The 16,837-nt window shown below is 43.0% G+C and carries 17 protein-coding genes; 5 read left to right on the top strand and 12 right to left on the bottom strand.

Features of this window, described 5'->3' with window-relative positions:
* Positions 1–17: 17 nt before the first annotated feature.
* From FTU87_RS12500 to FTU87_RS12515, 4 genes are all read left to right on the top strand, one after another.
* A complete protein-coding gene (locus FTU87_RS12500; protein WP_180097546.1) occupies positions 18–620 on the top strand; it encodes an alpha-E domain-containing protein in 603 nt (200 codons plus the stop codon).
* Positions 617–1,396, top strand: coding sequence for a transglutaminase family protein (locus FTU87_RS12505; RefSeq protein ID WP_074383227.1), 780 nt, complete (start codon positions 617–619; stop codon positions 1,394–1,396). Before FTU87_RS12500 ends, FTU87_RS12505 begins: the two co-directional genes overlap by 4 nt.
* Positions 1,397–1,409: 13 nt before the next feature.
* Positions 1,410–2,144: a proteasome-type protease gene (locus FTU87_RS12510; RefSeq protein WP_005097248.1), complete on the top strand. Its 735-nt coding sequence runs from the start codon at positions 1,410–1,412 to the stop codon at positions 2,142–2,144.
* A 78-nt stretch (positions 2,145–2,222) separates the two neighbouring features.
* The gene (locus tag FTU87_RS12515; protein WP_005097246.1) at positions 2,223–2,654 is read left to right on the top strand and encodes a BLUF domain-containing protein; all 432 of its coding nucleotides are present in this window, start codon (positions 2,223–2,225) and stop codon (positions 2,652–2,654) included.
* Positions 2,655–2,701: 47 nt separating this feature from the next.
* On the opposite strand, the gene alr is transcribed toward FTU87_RS12515, so the two are convergent.
* The 12 genes from alr to ppsA all read right to left on the bottom strand — a co-directional run bounded on the left by alr (position 2,702) and on the right by ppsA (position 15,802).
* The gene (gene alr / locus FTU87_RS12520) at positions 2,702–3,772 is read right to left on the bottom strand and encodes an alanine racemase (RefSeq protein ID WP_100535297.1); all 1,071 of its coding nucleotides are present in this window, start codon (positions 3,770–3,772) and stop codon (positions 2,702–2,704) included.
* A gap of 48 nt (positions 3,773–3,820) precedes the next feature.
* Positions 3,821–5,263 carry a replicative DNA helicase gene (gene dnaB, locus FTU87_RS12525; protein ID WP_005097243.1) on the bottom strand — a complete coding sequence of 481 codons (1,443 nt, stop codon included), beginning with the start codon at positions 5,261–5,263 and terminating at the stop codon, positions 3,821–3,823.
* A gap of 216 nt (positions 5,264–5,479) precedes the next feature.
* Positions 5,480–5,926 (bottom strand): 50S ribosomal protein L9, encoded by a 447-nt coding sequence (gene rplI, locus FTU87_RS12530; protein ID WP_004645413.1) that lies wholly within the window; start codon positions 5,924–5,926, stop codon positions 5,480–5,482.
* A gap of 9 nt (positions 5,927–5,935) precedes the next feature.
* On the bottom strand, positions 5,936–6,163 hold the full coding sequence (gene rpsR, locus FTU87_RS12535) for a 30S ribosomal protein S18 (RefSeq protein WP_005097242.1): 228 nt from the start codon (positions 6,161–6,163) through the stop codon (positions 5,936–5,938).
* Positions 6,164–6,175: 12 nt separating this feature from the next.
* A complete protein-coding gene (gene rpsF / locus FTU87_RS12540; RefSeq protein WP_004278789.1) occupies positions 6,176–6,562 on the bottom strand; it encodes a 30S ribosomal protein S6 in 387 nt (128 codons plus the stop codon).
* Between the two features lie 433 nt (positions 6,563–6,995).
* Positions 6,996–7,874 (bottom strand): heme o synthase, encoded by an 879-nt coding sequence (cyoE, locus tag FTU87_RS12545; protein ID WP_005097240.1) that lies wholly within the window; start codon positions 7,872–7,874, stop codon positions 6,996–6,998.
* Positions 7,875–7,884: 10 nt separating this feature from the next.
* Complete coding sequence (locus FTU87_RS12550) at positions 7,885–8,211, bottom strand: cytochrome o ubiquinol oxidase subunit IV (RefSeq protein WP_005097239.1); 327 nt, start codon at positions 8,209–8,211, stop codon at positions 7,885–7,887.
* Entirely contained in the window at positions 8,211–8,828 is a 618-nt protein-coding gene (gene cyoC / locus FTU87_RS12555) for a cytochrome o ubiquinol oxidase subunit III (RefSeq protein WP_005097238.1), read from the bottom strand. Before cyoC ends, FTU87_RS12550 begins: the two co-directional genes overlap by 1 nt.
* Positions 8,829–8,832: 4 nt before the next feature.
* Complete coding sequence (cyoB, locus tag FTU87_RS12560) at positions 8,833–10,821, bottom strand: cytochrome o ubiquinol oxidase subunit I (RefSeq protein ID WP_074383225.1); 1,989 nt, start codon at positions 10,819–10,821, stop codon at positions 8,833–8,835.
* A gap of 3 nt (positions 10,822–10,824) precedes the next feature.
* A complete protein-coding gene (gene cyoA / locus FTU87_RS12565; RefSeq protein WP_005097235.1) occupies positions 10,825–11,928 on the bottom strand; it encodes a ubiquinol oxidase subunit II in 1,104 nt (367 codons plus the stop codon).
* Positions 11,929–12,228: 300 nt separating this feature from the next.
* Complete coding sequence (locus FTU87_RS12570) at positions 12,229–13,023, bottom strand: RDD family protein (RefSeq protein WP_180085873.1); 795 nt, start codon at positions 13,021–13,023, stop codon at positions 12,229–12,231.
* 400 nt (positions 13,024–13,423) lie between these two features.
* Positions 13,424–15,802 (bottom strand): phosphoenolpyruvate synthase, encoded by a 2,379-nt coding sequence (ppsA, locus tag FTU87_RS12575; RefSeq protein WP_005097232.1) that lies wholly within the window; start codon positions 15,800–15,802, stop codon positions 13,424–13,426.
* 154 nt (positions 15,803–15,956) lie between these two features.
* On the opposite strand from ppsA, the gene FTU87_RS12580 reads away from it, so the two are divergent.
* Positions 15,957–16,793 carry a pyruvate, water dikinase regulatory protein gene (locus tag FTU87_RS12580; RefSeq protein ID WP_005097231.1) on the top strand — a complete coding sequence of 279 codons (837 nt, stop codon included), beginning with the start codon at positions 15,957–15,959 and terminating at the stop codon, positions 16,791–16,793.
* The last annotated feature ends 44 nt before the right edge of the window (positions 16,794–16,837 follow it).

Below are 16,837 nucleotides of genomic sequence, written 5' to 3' on the forward strand. Positions count from 1 at the left end.
CAAAGAAGGAAAATGTCATGGTTTTGCTGAATAGCAATGCACAACATATTTTTTGGTTAGGGCGTTATTTATCTCGCACTCATTTTTTATGTGCGCGCTTTCCATTTTTAGAAGACGAAGCAGCTGTGGCCTATGCCCATGCTTTTTGTTTACCCGCTTTTGATGCCAGTTCCTTAAATGAATTGGTACTAGATTCAACTCAGACCGCATCTTTTAGCCAGCAGTTTAAAGTGGCTAAAGATAATATTCAGGAACTACGCGGAGTATTGTCTGCATCAGGCTATGCAGAACTAATGAAACTGATCAAAACTGCAGACAAAAATGCTGGTTATATTTGTGAAGTGGTGACTGAATGTGAAGATATTCTGGAAGCTGAATCTGCCGATATTTTTCTGTTCTTTAGCCTGGGACAATGTGTCGAACAGCTCGATCATCAGTTACGACTCGGTGAAGAAACCAGTACGACACTGTGCAAGATCGATGATGTAGTCAGAATTCTAGTGAAAATGGGCTGGGGTGACCTGGAGCAATACTGGGAACAGTTGCGTACAGAACCGAACCGGATTCAGTTCTATCAGTTTAGCGACCATATCCATCAACTGTTTGAGGCAGATGTATGAAATTGATGGTGAATCACCAAACGCATTATATGTATACAGCTGAGGTGAGGAACAGTATTCAGTACATCAAAATGATGCCTTCGAGCAATGCGCATCAACGGGTGCATTCCTGGGATATTAGTGTACCGGGGAATAAAGAAATCCGAAAAGATGCCTTTCATAATCTGTGGATGACCTGTAACCAGCGTGAACCTTATTATTCCTTAACGATCATGGCGCAAGGGATTGTCGAGCTGAATCCCGCGCATCAGACTGGACTGAATGATTCAATCAATCCCAATATTTTTTTACAGCCAACCGAATCAACGCAATGTAATGCAGCAATGAAAGATTTTGCACAAGCTCATGTCCCTGCATTAAGCCGTCAACGTCTGATTGAACTGGCACAGGCCTTGCTGGAACATGTCCCTTATATTTCCAATAGCACCTCAGTGCAAGGCTCTGCCATAGATGCCTTTGAAGCACGTCAGGGGGTCTGTCAGGATCATAGTCATATTTTCATTGCCATGTGTAAATATCTGGGCTTAGCTGCCCGTTATGTTTCTGGCTATTTATATGCACAAAATGCTTCACATCTGGCCAGTCATGCCTGGGCAGAGGTGTTTGTAGAGCAGACATGGTATTGTTTTGATGTGAGTAATCTGCTGTTTAGTCCAAGCTCGCATATTTATGTAGCCATTGGGCGGGATTATTGGGATGTAGCACCGGTACGCGGTGTGAGGGAGAAGGGCGGAGTGGAATCCATGCATTCCATTGTTCAGGTACTAGGATGTTAATAAGGACAAAAGAATGACGTATTGTTGTGCGCTACGTTTAGAGCAAGGTATGCTTTTTATTAGTGATACACGGACCAATGCCGGAGTAGATCATATTTCTGTCTTTCGCAAACTGTATACCTTTGGTATTCCTGGGGAGCGTATGATCGTCATACAGGCCTCCGGAAATCTGGCCACAACACAAGCCGTAATTGGGCGTATCAAAAATCAGCTGGAGTTGAAGCAGGAACCCAATATACTCAGTCTGCATACCATGTTTGATGTGGCTGAACTGATCGGGAGCACGCTTAAGAGAGTCATCGCCAATGTCACCAGCGACATTTTGGAACAGAGTAATTATTATTGTAATTTACTGGTGGGTGGTCAGCTCAAAGATCAAGAAATGCAGCTCTATCATGTGTATCCGCAAGGAAATTTTATCTGTGCCACGCGGGATACGCCGTATTTCCAGATTGGCGAGAGTAAATATGGCAAGCCGATCCTGGATCGCGCCTTGACTTATGATATGCCGCTGGATGAAGCTCTGCGTTGTTCGCTCATTTCATTTGCATCGACCTTACGTTCCAATGTATCGGTCGGTATGCCACTCGATGTGCTGGTGTATAAAAAAGACAGTTTAATGATGCCGAGGGGTAAACGTATTGCCGAAGATGATGAATATTTCACGTCGATCAGCCGGCAATGGTCAGACACCTTGAAAAAAGGACTGGCAGCGCTACCTGTTCCATCGAATGAATATTTTCTGTAAAAGGTATTCTGGTTCAGTTTTTTCGCGTACAGTATGAACTTCTGTGCACCAGCATAATAAAAATAGATAAGTTAGCGCATGTACCAATTTTGTTACGCCAGTAAAAGTACGTCTTCTAAAGTTGATTTGCTTGAAGATCTGACCAATATCCTGAAAGAAGCACGTGATTTTAATCATCGCTATCAAGTCACAGGCGTGCTGTATTTTGCCGATGGTTATTTTTTTCAATGTCTGGAAGGTGAGTGTTTAACCTTAAAAAGTCTGCTGCTCGAGAGACTCAATAAAGATCCTCGCCATCATGATATTAAATTGTTCGAGACCAAGGAAATCGAATATCCGAGTTTCCCCGACTGGTCGATGAAGTATATTTCTAAACGCAGTCAAATCCAGCAATTCTGTCAGGACATGGGATTTAATGACTTTAATCCTTTTGCCTTTCAGCAACATCATGTCGATGCTTTATTAGAGAAATTGAGTTTAGAGCAGGCTGAAGAACAAAAATCAGCTTAAATAAAAAGCCCAACTTCTGTTGGACTTTTTTGGCTCTGAGGATCAACTCAAATAACTTTACGTAGCGGACGATGACTGAGTCTGCATAACAGTTCATAACCAATGGTGCCATTGGCTTCAGCAACCTCATCGACCAAACGGGTATTCCCCCAAAGTTCGACTTGAGTGCCAGGTTTTACCTGCATCGCAGTTACATCAATCGCGATCATATCCATTGCTACACGACCAATGACACGCGTTTGCTGGCCATTAATCGCCACATAGTTCTGTTTCGGGAAAGCACGAGGGTAGCCATCACCATAGCCAATTGAAACAATCGCAAGTGTCATGTCTTGTTCAGCTGTAAATGTTGAACCATAACCGACATGCTCACCTGCCTTGATATGGTTGAGCGCAATCACTTCGGCAGTAAAGGTCATGACTGGTTTTAAATCTAGATCATGCACATCACGATCTGCAAATGGAGTCGCGCCATAAAGCATGATCCCGGGACGGACAAAATCAAAATGCAATTCTGGATATTTATAAATGGCTGCTGAGTTACAACATGAACCCATCAATGGTGCACAGTCATTTTTAATTTCTAAGAATTGACGGATTTGTTCATCATTCAGCGGGTGATCAGCATCGGCATTGGCAAAATGCATCGCCAAAACACAAGTAAAACCTTCAGCTTTGAGTTGATTGATCACGTCTTTAATTACATCAATTTTAAAGCCAAGACGGTTCATCCCGCTATTCAGCTTGACCCAGACTTTCAGGTCTTTGGCGATATAAGCATCTTTATGTGCCAAGAGCCAATCGACCTGTGCCTGCTGATGCACAATCACTTCAATATTCTGATCAATCACGATTGGCATTTCGTCTGCAACAAAAACACCTTCGATGAGCGTGATCGGCTGTTGATAACCCAATTCACGAATTTCCAGGGCTTCTTGTAAGCATGCGACACCAAAAGCATCGCTTGCACTTAAGGCTGCTAGGCAGTCTTTAACTCCATGTCCGTAAGCATTGGCTTTGACCATACTGACGATTTTAGCGGTTGGGGCAAGTTGTTTGACACGGTTTAAATTATATTGCAGTGCTGCACTGTCAATATAAACTGTAGCTTGGCGCACCCTAAATTACTCCTGGAGGGACGATGGAAATCTGATGATTGAGCTTGTTTACTCTTCATCATCATACTGAGCATAAAACTCAGGTGAGAGATTACTAAAACGGGTATATTGACCTTCGAAAGCCAGACGTACCGTACCAATCGGGCCGTTACGCTGCTTACCAATAATAATTTCAGCAGTGCCGGCTTCCTTTGATTCCTTGTTATAAACCTCGTCGCGGTAAATGAACATGATCAAATCGGCATCCTGCTCGATTGCACCGGATTCACGTAAATCGGACATCACCGGGCGTTTATTGGGGCGGTTTTCCAGGGCGCGGTTTAACTGGGAAAGTGCAATCACAGGGCACTGCATTTCTTTGGCTAAGGCTTTTAAACTTCGTGAAATTTCCGAGATCTCGCCGACACGGTTGTCGCCCATACCGGGTACTTTCATCAACTGAAGATAATCGACCATGATACAGCCGAGTTTGCCACCATGCATTTTGGCAATACGACGGGCACGGGAACGTAATTCAGTTGGTGGCAGGGCAGAGGAATCATCGATATACAGGTTTTTTTCCTGTAAATGCACAATGGTACTGGTCACTTTTGACCACTCATCGCTGTCCATTTTGCCTGAACGCAAATGCCCCTGATGCACACGGCCAAACGACGAAATCAAACGCATGGCAATCGAATCCGCTGGCATCTCCATAGAATAGACCAGCGCCGGCAGGTTGTTATTAAATAAAACGCTTTCGACCAGATTCATGGCAAAAGTGGTTTTACCCATGGACGGACGCGCTGCGACAATAATCAGGTCGCCGGATTGCATGCCTGAGGTTTTATTATCCAGTTCCACAAAACCTGTGGTTAAACCGGTAATGCTACCTTCCATTTGTGATAATTCATTCAATTTATCAAAAACATCGGCAACGACAGAGTTAATCGGTTTAGGCCCTTGCGCCTTGGCATTGTTATTATGTTGTTCTGCAATCGAGAAAATATTGGTTTCAGCCAAGTCCAGAATTTCACTGACGGTACGGCCTTTGGTGTCATAGGCATTTTGTAAAATTTCAGAGCTGACTTTAATCATGCTGCGCAGGGTGGAGAATTCTTTAATTTTGCCTGCATAGGTTTCCAGGTTGTAGAAACTCGATGGCGAGTCTGCCATGAGCTGCATCAGATATTCTTCACCACCAATGGCATCCAGCAAGTTCTGCTTGATCAGCCAGTCATGCACCAGTACCGCATCATAAGGTGAGTTTTCTTTAGAGAGTTGATCAATGGCGCGGAAAATATATTTATGTCGGGTCGCATAAAAATCATTTTCAGTCAGCACATCACCGACCTGTTCAAAAGATTCGGCAACGGTCATTAATGCAGCAAGTACGGCTTGTTCAATCGCTAAATTGTGCGGTGGAGTACGAAATTCCTTGAGATTGCTGTTCTCAGTACTGATTTCGATATTAGCGCTGGTCGGCTTTTTGCTGGCATTCGCCTGTGACATATAAATCCCTGATTTTAAATACAATGGTTAAACATTATCGGAGATGAATAGCTTTTATTCACTACGACATGAAATCATACGCGTTCTGAAATCAAATGCGAAGGATAAATTTTCATTTGTATGGGTAATAAAATAATTTTTAAGCAGGAGATACCTGTCATTTTTTTATAGATAAAAAAAGAGCATGCTTTCGCATGCTCTTTTTGAGGCGAGAAATTACTCAGCTACGATAGTAACCAGAACTTCTGCAGTAACATCATGGTGCAATTGGATTGCGATGTTAAATTCGCCAGTGTGACGAAGTGCGCCATTTGGAAGACGTACTTCTGCACGGTCTACTTCTAGACCAGCATTTGTCAACGCGTCAGCGATGTCACGAGTACCGATAGAACCGAATAGTTTACCTTCGTCACCAGCTTTCGCAGTGATTACGATATTTACTTCGTTCAATTGGTCAGCACGTGCTTGAGCAGCAGCTAAAACATCAGCTTCAGCTTTCTCAAGTTCAGCACGACGAGCTTCAAAAGCAGCAGTGTTTGATTCTGTTGCAGCAACTGCCATACCTTGTGGGATAAGGAAGTTACGGCCATAACCAGCTTTAACTGATACTTTATCGCCTAGTTTACCTAGGTTTTTAATGCGTTGTAATAAGATAATATCCACAGCTCAACCTCACTTATGATTGTCAGTGTAAGGGATCAAAGACAAGAAGCGAGCTTGTTTAATAGCTAGCGCCAATTGACGTTGGTAACGAGCTTTAGTACCTGTAATACGGCTAGGAACAATCTTACCGTTTTCAGTGATGTACTGTTTTAAAGTGTCGATATCTTTGTAGTCGATGTACGTAACGTTCTCAGCTGTAAAGCGGCAGAACTTGCGACGACGGTAAAAACGTGCCATGTTATGTTCTCCTTAAGCTTCAGCAGAGTCTTGAGCGTGTTGTGCTTCTTCACGTTGAGCTTTACGCGCACGTTTTTCTTCAGCACTTTTCGCCAATAGTGACTCTTCAGTGATTGCGTTTTCACGACGGATGATAAGGCTACGAATGATTGCATCGTTATAACGGAACAATTCTTCAAGCTCATCAAGAGTAGTCTGACCACACTCAACATTCATAAGAATGTAGTGAGCTTTGTGGATCTTGTTGATTGGGTAAGCCAATTGACGACGGCCCCAGTCTTCAAGACGGTGGATTTGACCTTCAGCTTCTTTGATGTGAGTTAGGTAGCGTTCTACCATACCAACGACTTGATCGCTTTGATCAGGGTGTACTAAAAGTACGATTTCGTAATGACGCATTGTCAGCTCCTTACGGTTTGGACAGCCCCAATTTAAGTAAATTGAAGCAAGGAGTCACAACCAAGGTTGTGTCGCAGTGTTTGCGAAGGGTGAATTGTAGAGATTTTCGAGGATAATTTCAACCAGATAAGCCATTTTTGTGAAATTATATCTATTGCCAGATTCTCTTATCAAAAAATCGTTATATTTTTAATCAGGCTTAAACTGCTTAAATTTATTAAATATACTGTTGATCATATCAACCGACTCTTTCTAGGCAGGAATTGGCCTAAACCTATGAATGTGACTCTAAAACAAAAATGAGTGAATTTCACAGAAGATAAGAAAGGAGGGGACGAGCGCTTAAAGCTGAAATTTTGATTCTGCAAACAGATGCTCGGAGTGGGGGGATAAAATCAAAATAAAAAAAGATAGAGACGAACTCTCTATCTTTTTAAAAAAATACTATCTGTGTAGATGGCGCAGTTGAAGTAAAACTAAATACAATACTGATCACGGTAATCAGGATGACAGAGAACAGAAAATATTTCTTTGCCCAAAGCTGATCATTTTCAGCTTTAAATCCAATGACACCGATATACAACCAGTAAATGCACAATAGATTTAAAATGACTGCATACAACCAATTGGCATAGCCATATACAAATAATGCATTCATGGTCAGGGTGAATAACACCACATACAAAAGTGATTCGATCTTGGTACGATGAATCGAGCGCGCCACAGGCAAAATGGGAATGCCTGCATTTTTGTAATCATCAAAGCGGTAAACCGCAATTGCCCATGAGTGAGGCATTTGCCACAACGCATAACCTAAAAAGATCAGTAATGCACCCAGGTCAAATTGATTGGCCACAGCGGTATAGCCAATGACAGGCGGAGCTGCACCAGAAATACTGCCGACTACAGTTTGATGAATTGTGGTTCGTTTTGTCCATAGGCTGTAGAAACCAACATATACAACAAAACCAATCACCGCGAAAAGAAAAGCGTACGCATTTACCCAGAACCATAAAATGCTAAAACCAATGAGGCCTAAGACCAGAGCAAAAGCCAGGGCAACAGGTTCAGAGATGGTTTTGATGACCAGAGCACGATTTTGTGTGCGCTGCATTTTTTGGTCGATGTCCTGGTCAATCACGTTGTTGACCACACATCCTGATGCTACGACAAGCGTAGTACCGAGAAGGGTAATAAGCAGGAGAAGGAAATCTACAGAACCTTGAGTGGCTACGAAGTAGCCACCCAAAGTGGTAACAAAGTTACCGAAGAGAATTCCTGGCTTAGTCAGGAATAAATACTTTTTCAACATGACGACCAGTTTAGATCATCATGTTGTAGTGTAGGTAATTCATGATCCATACAGAACCTACTAAAAGAATAGCGATGGTTAAGATGGTATACACGAACGCAATCACGTTCCAGCGTTGCTCTGAAGAAGAGTTCATATGCAGGAAGTAAATTAACTGCACAAGAATCTGAGCAACCGCAGTAATCGCAATTACTGCAATCAAGATACCGCGTTCAAAACCGCCTGCCATCACCATACCGAATGGAATTACGGTAAGGATGACAGAAAGTACGAAGCCAATTGTATATTGCTTAACGTTACCGTGTGATGCACCAGCTGAGTTGTGATCGTGACTCATTACAGAACTCCCATCAAGTAAACTACGCTGAATACACAGATCCAAACGATGTCAAGGAAGTGCCAGAACAAGCTTAGGCAAGCTAGACGACGCGTGTTTGCAAGAGTCAAACCATATTTCTTGATTTGAACCATTAACACGATCATCCAGACCAGACCAGAAGTTACGTGAATACCGTGCGTACCTACCAAGGTAAAGAACGCAGATAAGAACGCACTTGTGCTTGGACCGTGACCCGCATGAACTAAGTGATTGAACTCATATAGTTCCATGCCGATGAAGATAGCACCGAATACCCAAGTAATCGCTAACCAAGTCAGTACTTTTGCAACGTCTTTTTTGTATGCAGCAAGAACTGCAAAACCAAAGGTTACAGAAGAGATCAAGAGAGCGAAGGTTTCAGTCAGAACGAAACCTAAAGAGTCGCCAAACAGGTCTCTCGCACTTGGAGTACCCACAGGAATGTGGCTACTTAAAACAGCGAACGCAATGAAGAGTGTACCGAACAGGACAAGGTCACTCATCAAGTAAGTCCAGAAACCAAAGACGGTGATGTCAGTATCATCGTGATGATGCTCATCGTGTCCGTGGTTATCGTGATGAAGTACTTCAGCCATTGTCTTAGTCCTTCTTCAAGTGTTTTTCAAGAATCGCATAGCGTTCGTTTTCAATACGCTCAACTTCAGCAGCAGGAACATAGTAATCCACTTTCTTGGTGAAAGAAGACACGATGAAGCTAATGATAGAAGCAATGAACGTAACAACTACTAACCACCAGATGTGCCAGATTAAACCGAAGCCCATTACAGTGATGAACATCGCGATAACGAAACCAGCAGCACGATTCGTTGGCATATGGATATCTTCATACTTCGTTGGTTTTGCATATGCAACACCATTTTCTTTCTCAACCCAGAAAGTATCAATACCATTGATCTTTGGAAGATGAGCAAAGTTATAGAACGGAGCAGGAGAAGATGTCGACCATTCAAGCGTACGGCCATCCCATGGGTCGCCAGTCAAATCTAGACGTTGGTCACGTTGTAAGAAACCAACCACGATTTGCATAACGAAACATACGATACCAAGTGCAACAAGAACTGAACCGAACATCGCGATATTTACATATGGGTCCCAATCTGGGTTGTCAAATGTATTCAGACGACGAGTCATACCCATGAAACCAAGGATATAAAGTGGCATGAATGCAAAGTAGAAACCGAAGAACCAGAACCAGAATGCTGCTTTACCCCAAGTTTCATTCAGTCTCCAACCGAACATTTTCGGCCAGTAGAAGATGATACCTGCGAACATCGCAAATACTACACCACCAATAATTACGTTATGGAAGTGAGCGATCAGGAATAAAGAGTTGTGTACCAGGAAGTCCGCTGGTGGAACCGCCATCAATACACCTGTTAAACCACCGATACCGAAAGTCACAAGGAAGCCAAGTGTCCATAGCATTGGGGTAGTGTAAACAATACGACCCTTGTACATGGTGAACAACCAAGAGAAGATCTTCACACCTGTAGGAATCGCAATAATCATGGTCATGATACCGAAGAACGCGTTAACGTTGGCACCTGCACCCATGGTAAAGAAGTGGTGAACCCATACAACGAATGACAATACTGTGATTGCTACTGTTGCATACACCATTGATTTGTAACCGAACAATGCTTTGCGTGAGTAAGTCGCAACAACTTCTGAGTAAATACCAAAGGCTGGTAATACCAAGATATACACTTCTGGGTGACCCCAAGTCCAAATCAGGTTTACATACAACATTGGGCTACCACCCAGGTCATTTGTAAAGAAGTGGAAATCGAAGTAACGGTCAAGCGTTAGCATTGCAATTGTTGCAGTCAACACCGGGAAAGCCGCAATAATCAATACTGCTGTACATAAAGATGTCCAGGTAAAGATTGGCATTTCCATGAGTTTCATGCCAGGCGCACGCATTTTGATGATGGTAACAAAGAAGTTAACACCCGTTAATAGCGTACCTAGACCTGAAATTTGCAGTGCCCAGATGTAGTAGTCCATACCTACGCCTGGAGAATATTCGATACCTGACAGTGGAGGGTATGCCATCCAGCCTGTTGCAGCGAATTCACCTAACGCAAGTGAAACCATCATCAGACCCGCAGCGCCGGCAAATAACCAGAAGCTGAGTGAGTTCAATAATGGGAATGCAACGTCACGTGCACCGATTTGAAGCGGCACAGAGATGTTCATTAAACCAACTACAAGACCCATTGCCACGAAGAAGATCATGATCACGCCATGCGCGGTAAAGATCTGGTCGTAATGCTCAGGGTGTAAATAACCTTCGCCGCCACCTTTTGCAAGGAACTGCTGAAGACGCATCATGATCGCATCGGCGAAACCACGCACCAGCATGATCACAGATACGAAGATATACATGATACCAATTTTTTTATGGTCTACAGATGTGAACCATTCGTTCCACAAGTAGCCCCATTTTTTGAAGTAGGTAATACCAGCAACAACTGCGATAGCACCCAAGATCATCATTGCAACAGTTGCCAATACGATTGGATCGTAAGGAATTGCATCTGGACCTAACTTACCTAAGAAGCTCATGTCTTATTCTCCTTGAGAAGCAGTCGCATGTTCACCTGCTACATGAGCTTCAGAAGCAGATGCTTCCTGAGCAACAGCATCAGTCGCTGCAGCTTCTACAGGAGCTGTATGATCAGCACCGTGGTAGTTACTCATATAGTTGTGAATCACAGATTCAAACAAACCAGACTCGACAGAAGAATAATAAGTCACAGGATGTGGCTGAGTCTTATATGGGCCTTCTGCTTGTGCAGTTTCAGCAAGTCGTTTCTCTAAATCTGTTCTTGCATTACGAACCATTGCATCAATTTGTTTTTGTGAACGGTTGCCGTCACGTAAGGTCGCAAATTCAGCTTGGTCTAAAACAGTTTTTTGAACTGCAACAGGATTTACTGAAGTACCATTACCTGATTGAACTGCAGCAACCCATTCAGCGAATTGAGCATCAGTCACAGAATGTGCACGGAAGCGCATTTGTGAGAAGCCATAGCCTGAATAGTTTGAAGAGAAACCACGATAACCTTCAGCTGGACTCGTTTCATCAGCTAAGAAGTTAAGGTGAGTTTGCATGCCTGCCATTGCATAAATCTGACCACTTAACGCCGGGATGAAGAAAGAGTTCATCGTGAAGTTAGACGTGATACGAAGGCTTACCGGAGTTTTCTCTGGGAAACGCAATTCGTTAATTGTTGCAATGTTTTGCTCAGGATAGATGAAGATCCATTTAAATTGTTCAGCAATAACTTGAACAGTTAATGGCGCTTTATCTGCTTCAATTGGACGGTATGGGTCATACTTGTGGGAACCCCACCAAGTTAACCAAGCTAAAATACCAATAATAATGACAGGAATACCCCATACCACAATTTCAATCGCAGTAGAGTGTGTCCATGTAGGTTTATAGTCTGCGTCTTTATTCGATGCACGATATTTCCAACCGAACCATAATGCCATGATGATTGATGGAATAACCACCAACAGCATTAAGTAAATCGCAGTCATCATCAGGTTACTTTGACCTGCTGCAACTGGACCTTTAGAGTTCAGAAGTACCATATCACCACCACACCCGGTCAAGAGTGCAGTCATCGCAGATAAAGACAATACAGCTAAAATCGTTTGTCTCATTTTACAACCTCGGTGAAGAGTCCCATTCCCTAATTTAATATGGGATAGCGATTAAAGTGCACATGACGAAAAAGGCTGATTTTTACAAAACATCCTATTAATCATAATACACCGCTACGTTGTAGGGCATTATGCCTGAGATTGACGAACTAAGCTATATCTAAAGCCGCTTTAAATGCCTGTAATAAAAACCGATTTTGTTGCTCGGGATTTAGGGATATTTATAGGAATTTTATTTCAATTTCAAAGTTATGTAAGAAAGAATGGGATGAATATCATCCCATTTTAAGTGATTCAAAATTATTGTTTTACCACTTGAGTTTTTGCCAGTTTATCGTGCAGGGTCTGACGTTTTTTACCCAATCCGAAGGCCCAGTCAATCATTAAACTCAAGGGCATGAAGATGATATTCAGAAATATAAAGAATACGCTACGAATGGTGAAGGCACGTAATAAGCTAACTTTCTCACCAGATTCAGCATCTACAATTTTGATTTTCGTCATTTTTTTGCCAATACTTTGCCCAGATTTGGCAATAAGGTAGGCTTGAATCACCAGCATGATCAGTAAATAGACCGCAGTTGCAATCCAGGCTTGTTGAGAAAACATCTCAAACATCTGGGTTTGCAGTTGCTGCGCCATGGTAGGATCAGCATCACTGTTGAGTATCACATTCATGAACTCTTGGTTCAATTCTGCAAAGCGGACTTCCTGTTCAGGGGTGAAGAATCCAGTCAGAATAAAAGTCGCTGGTAACCAGAGTAACACGTCTACAATTTTGGCCAGAATACGGCTGGGAATACTGGCAAGTGTATTTTTTTGCGTAGTTGCTTGGGTGCGTGGTTGCGTACCAGACACTGTTATAGGCGGGTTGTTCTGGAAAGGCGTGTCAGGTGTTGCGGTTGGTACGACATAACCCTCAGGTTGATATACCGATTTTCCCTGGGTAAGCTCACCTAAAGCTTTCCACTCTGCCATGCCTTGATGCCATGCCAAATCAGTTAGCATGACTTGCTGATTGGCAAGCATTTGATTTAATTGCTCGAGCGTATATGGACCAGCTTGTTGATTGTTTCGTGCCAAGTAAATCTGCATATAGACTGAATCTCAATATATAAATTTGAACTGATAATAGGTTGAATTAAGATTGTATTGAATTCTATTTTGAAAACAAACACCATCTTATCGTTAAGATTATAGATAAATTGAGTATTTTCAATCCTATTTATGAAGAAAATGCTTCAAATCAAAAACAGTGTAACAAGGATCGGGTGGTTTGAGTGCATCATTCAACATATCCGATTCGCTTTAATTATTGCCCTTTAAAAATGATTTTACTGTTGGTATTTGTTTGTCATTACAATTTGAATGTGGAGAAACAAAATACAAAAACTTATATTTTTAAAACTTTCAGAAGAGCGTTTTGAAATATAAAAGAATATTCATCCCATAAAAAAAAGACCCTGCGAAAGGGTCTTTTTTTATTTAAAATCTATTATGCAGTTGCCACTTTTTCTTTAGCCAGGAAGAACCAGGTATCCAGGACTGAATCCGGGTTTAAAGATACAGACTCAATGCCTTGTTCCATGAGCCATTTCGCAAGATCAGGATGGTCTGAAGGACCTTGACCACAAATACCCACGTATTTGCCTGCACGGTGACATGCCTGGATTGCAAGAGCAAGAAGCGCTTTTACAGCAGGGTCACGTTCGTCGAACAAGTGCGATACGATACCAGAGTCACGGTCTAGACCAAGCGTTAGCTGGGTCAGGTCGTTTGAACCGATAGAGAAACCATCGAAGTGTTCAAGGAATTGATCGGCCAACAATGCGTTGGTTGGTAATTCACACATCATGATCACTTTAAGACCATTTTCACCACGTTTAAGACCGTTCAATTCCAATAACTCGATCACACGTTTTGCTTCAGCCACAGTACGCACAAATGGAATCATGATCTGTACATTGGTTAAGCCCATTTCATCACGAACTTTTTTCAATGCACGGCATTCAAGCTCGAAGCAGTCACGGAAGTTGTCAGACACGTAGCGGCTTGCACCACGGAAGCCCAGCATCGGGTTCTCTTCTTCTGGCTCGTACAACTTACCGCCGATCAAGTTTGCGTATTCATTTGACTTAAAGTCAGACATACGCACGATCACTGGTTTATCTGCAAATGCAGCAGCAAGAGTAGAGATACCTTCAACCAGTTTTTCTACATAGAACTCGATTGGAGAAGCATAACCAGCAGTACGCGCCATCACAGCAGCACGTGTTTCACGTGGCAAGCTGTCAATATTCAACAATGCTTTAGGATGCACACCGATCATACGGTTGATGATGAATTCTAAACGTGCAAGACCAATCCCTTCGTTTGGAATTTGCGCGAAGTCGAATGCACGATCCGGATTACCGACGTTCATCATGACTTTGAACGGAAGAGCAGGCATTGATTCGATCGAGTTGGTTTGGATTTCGAAATCCAGCGCACCTTCATAGATGAAGCCCGTATCACCTTCAGCGCAAGACACAGTCACTTCCTGACCGTCAACCAGTACTTCAGTGGCATTACCACAGCCTACAATCGCAGGAACACCAAGTTCACGTGCAATGATTGCAGCATGACAGGTACGACCACCACGGTTGGTAATAATCGCAGCAGCACGTTTCATCACTGGTTCCCAATCCGGGTCAGTCATGTCAGATACCAGCACGTCACCGTCTTGTACTTTGTCCATTTCTTTGATTGAAGTCACGATACGGACTTTACCAGAACCGATACGTTGACCGATTGAGCGACCTTCACAGATCACAGTACCACGTTGTTTGAGGAGATAGCGCTCCATGGTGCCGACATTTTCACGGCTTTTTACTGTTTCAGGGCGTGCCTGAACGATGTAGATTTTTCCATCATCGCCATCTTTTGCCCACTCGATGTCCATTGGAGAACCGTAGTGGTTTTCAATGATCAGCGCTTGTTTGGCAAGTTCTTGGAGTTCTTGGTCGTTTAGAGCGAACTGTTGACGCTCAGCTTTTTCTACATCTACGACAACCACTGATTTACCTGCAGAAGCTTCTTCACCATAAATCATCTTCTGGTGTTTAGAACCCAAGTTGCGGCGTAAAATCGCGTGTCGGCCTGCATTTAACAGCGGTTTAGAAATATAGAATTCGTCAGGGTTGACTGCACCTTGAACGACCATTTCACCCAAACCATAAGACGCGGTAATAAACACTGCATCACGGAAGCCTGATTCAGTGTCCAGGGTAAACATCACACCTGCAGCACCCGTTTCAGAGCGAACCATACGTTGGATCCCTGCTGAAAGGGCAACCACGTCATGCGCGAAGTTTTGATGGACACGATAAGAAATTGCGCGGTCATTATATAAAGATGCAAAAACTTCTTTGATCGCGATAAGCACGTTATCAATACCGCGAATATTCAAGAAAGTTTCTTGCTGTCCAGCAAAAGAAGCATCTGGTAAATCTTCTGCTGTCGCTGATGAACGAACGGCAACCGCGATATCAGGGTTGCCGTTAGAAAGTTCTGCAAATGCTGTACGAACTTCTTGTTCTAATTCAGAGGTAAGTGGAGTATCCACAATCCATTGGCGGATTTTTGCACCGGTTTCAGCAAGAGCATTCACATCATCCACATTTAGTGCTGCAAGCTCTGCATTAATTTTAGCGTTTAGGCCACTTTGCTCGAGAAATTCACGATATGCTTCAGCTGTAGTTGCAAAGCCACCTGGCACCGATACACCAGCATTGGATAAGTGGCTGATCATTTCGCCCAAGGATGAGTTTTTCCCACCCACGAGTTCAACGTCGTGCTTCCCTAATTTTTCCAGACCAATTACGCGCGCTTCCAAAGTTGTTACTCCACTTTTGCAGTATTAATCACTATCTTGGCATGAGAGTATAGCAAATCATCTAGGTTTTTGATTTTACTAAGCGACAGTCATGTAAGATCGGTTTACTATAAAGATTATATAGCACTAAGACAAATGGTGGAGGAGAATTTTAATGTCAGAAGGTAAACAAATTCAGCGTAGTGTTTTCTTTATCTCGGATGGCACGGCAATTACCGCTGAAACGCTTGGACACTCACTATTAGCGCAGTTTCCAAATGTAAAGTTTGACATTCATATTATCCCTTATATTAGCTCTGAAGAAGCCGCAACCAGTGTGGTTGCAGAGATCAATGCGCGTGCTCTGCAAGACGGTGAAAAACCACTGGTTTTTGATACTTTAGTCGACCCTTATGTGCGGGAGATTATTAATACCGCAAATGCCGTAAATCTTGATGTATTTGAAGGACTTATCAGTAAGTTGTCGGATGAGTTGCAGGTGTTGCCTACAACTTTAGTCGGTCAAACCCATGCGGTGACTGATACTGCCTCCTATAAAGCCCGTATCGATGCGGTACATTTTGCCTTGGACAATGATGATGGCGCGCGTACGCGTCATTATGATAAAGCCGATCTGATTCTGATTGGGGTGTCGCGTTCGGGTAAAACACCTACCTCTATTTATTTGTCTTTGCAATTTGGTATTCGGGTGGCCAACTATCCACTAACAGAAGAAGATCTGGACGATAATCGCTTGCCAGCGGTACTGCGTCCGCATAAAAACAAGCTGTTTGGTCTGATGATTGATGCAGACCGTCTCGTCGCGATTCGCACTGAACGTAAGGCCAATAGTCGTTATGCCAGCTTTAGCCAGTGCCAGATGGAGCTGCGTGCCATTGAAGGAATCTACATTTCGGAAGGAATCAAGTACCTAAATGTCTCTGAAATGTCGATTGAAGAAATCTCGACACGTGTCTTGCAAATGACGGGTTTAAAACGTCGAATTGGCTAAAAAGCCAAACAGAGCCAAACTTTGATTTGGCTCTGTTTTATAGC

This window comes from Acinetobacter sp. YH12156 (assembly GCF_013418235.1).
GTDB classification, from domain to species: Bacteria; Pseudomonadota; Gammaproteobacteria; order Pseudomonadales; family Moraxellaceae; genus Acinetobacter; species Acinetobacter pseudolwoffii.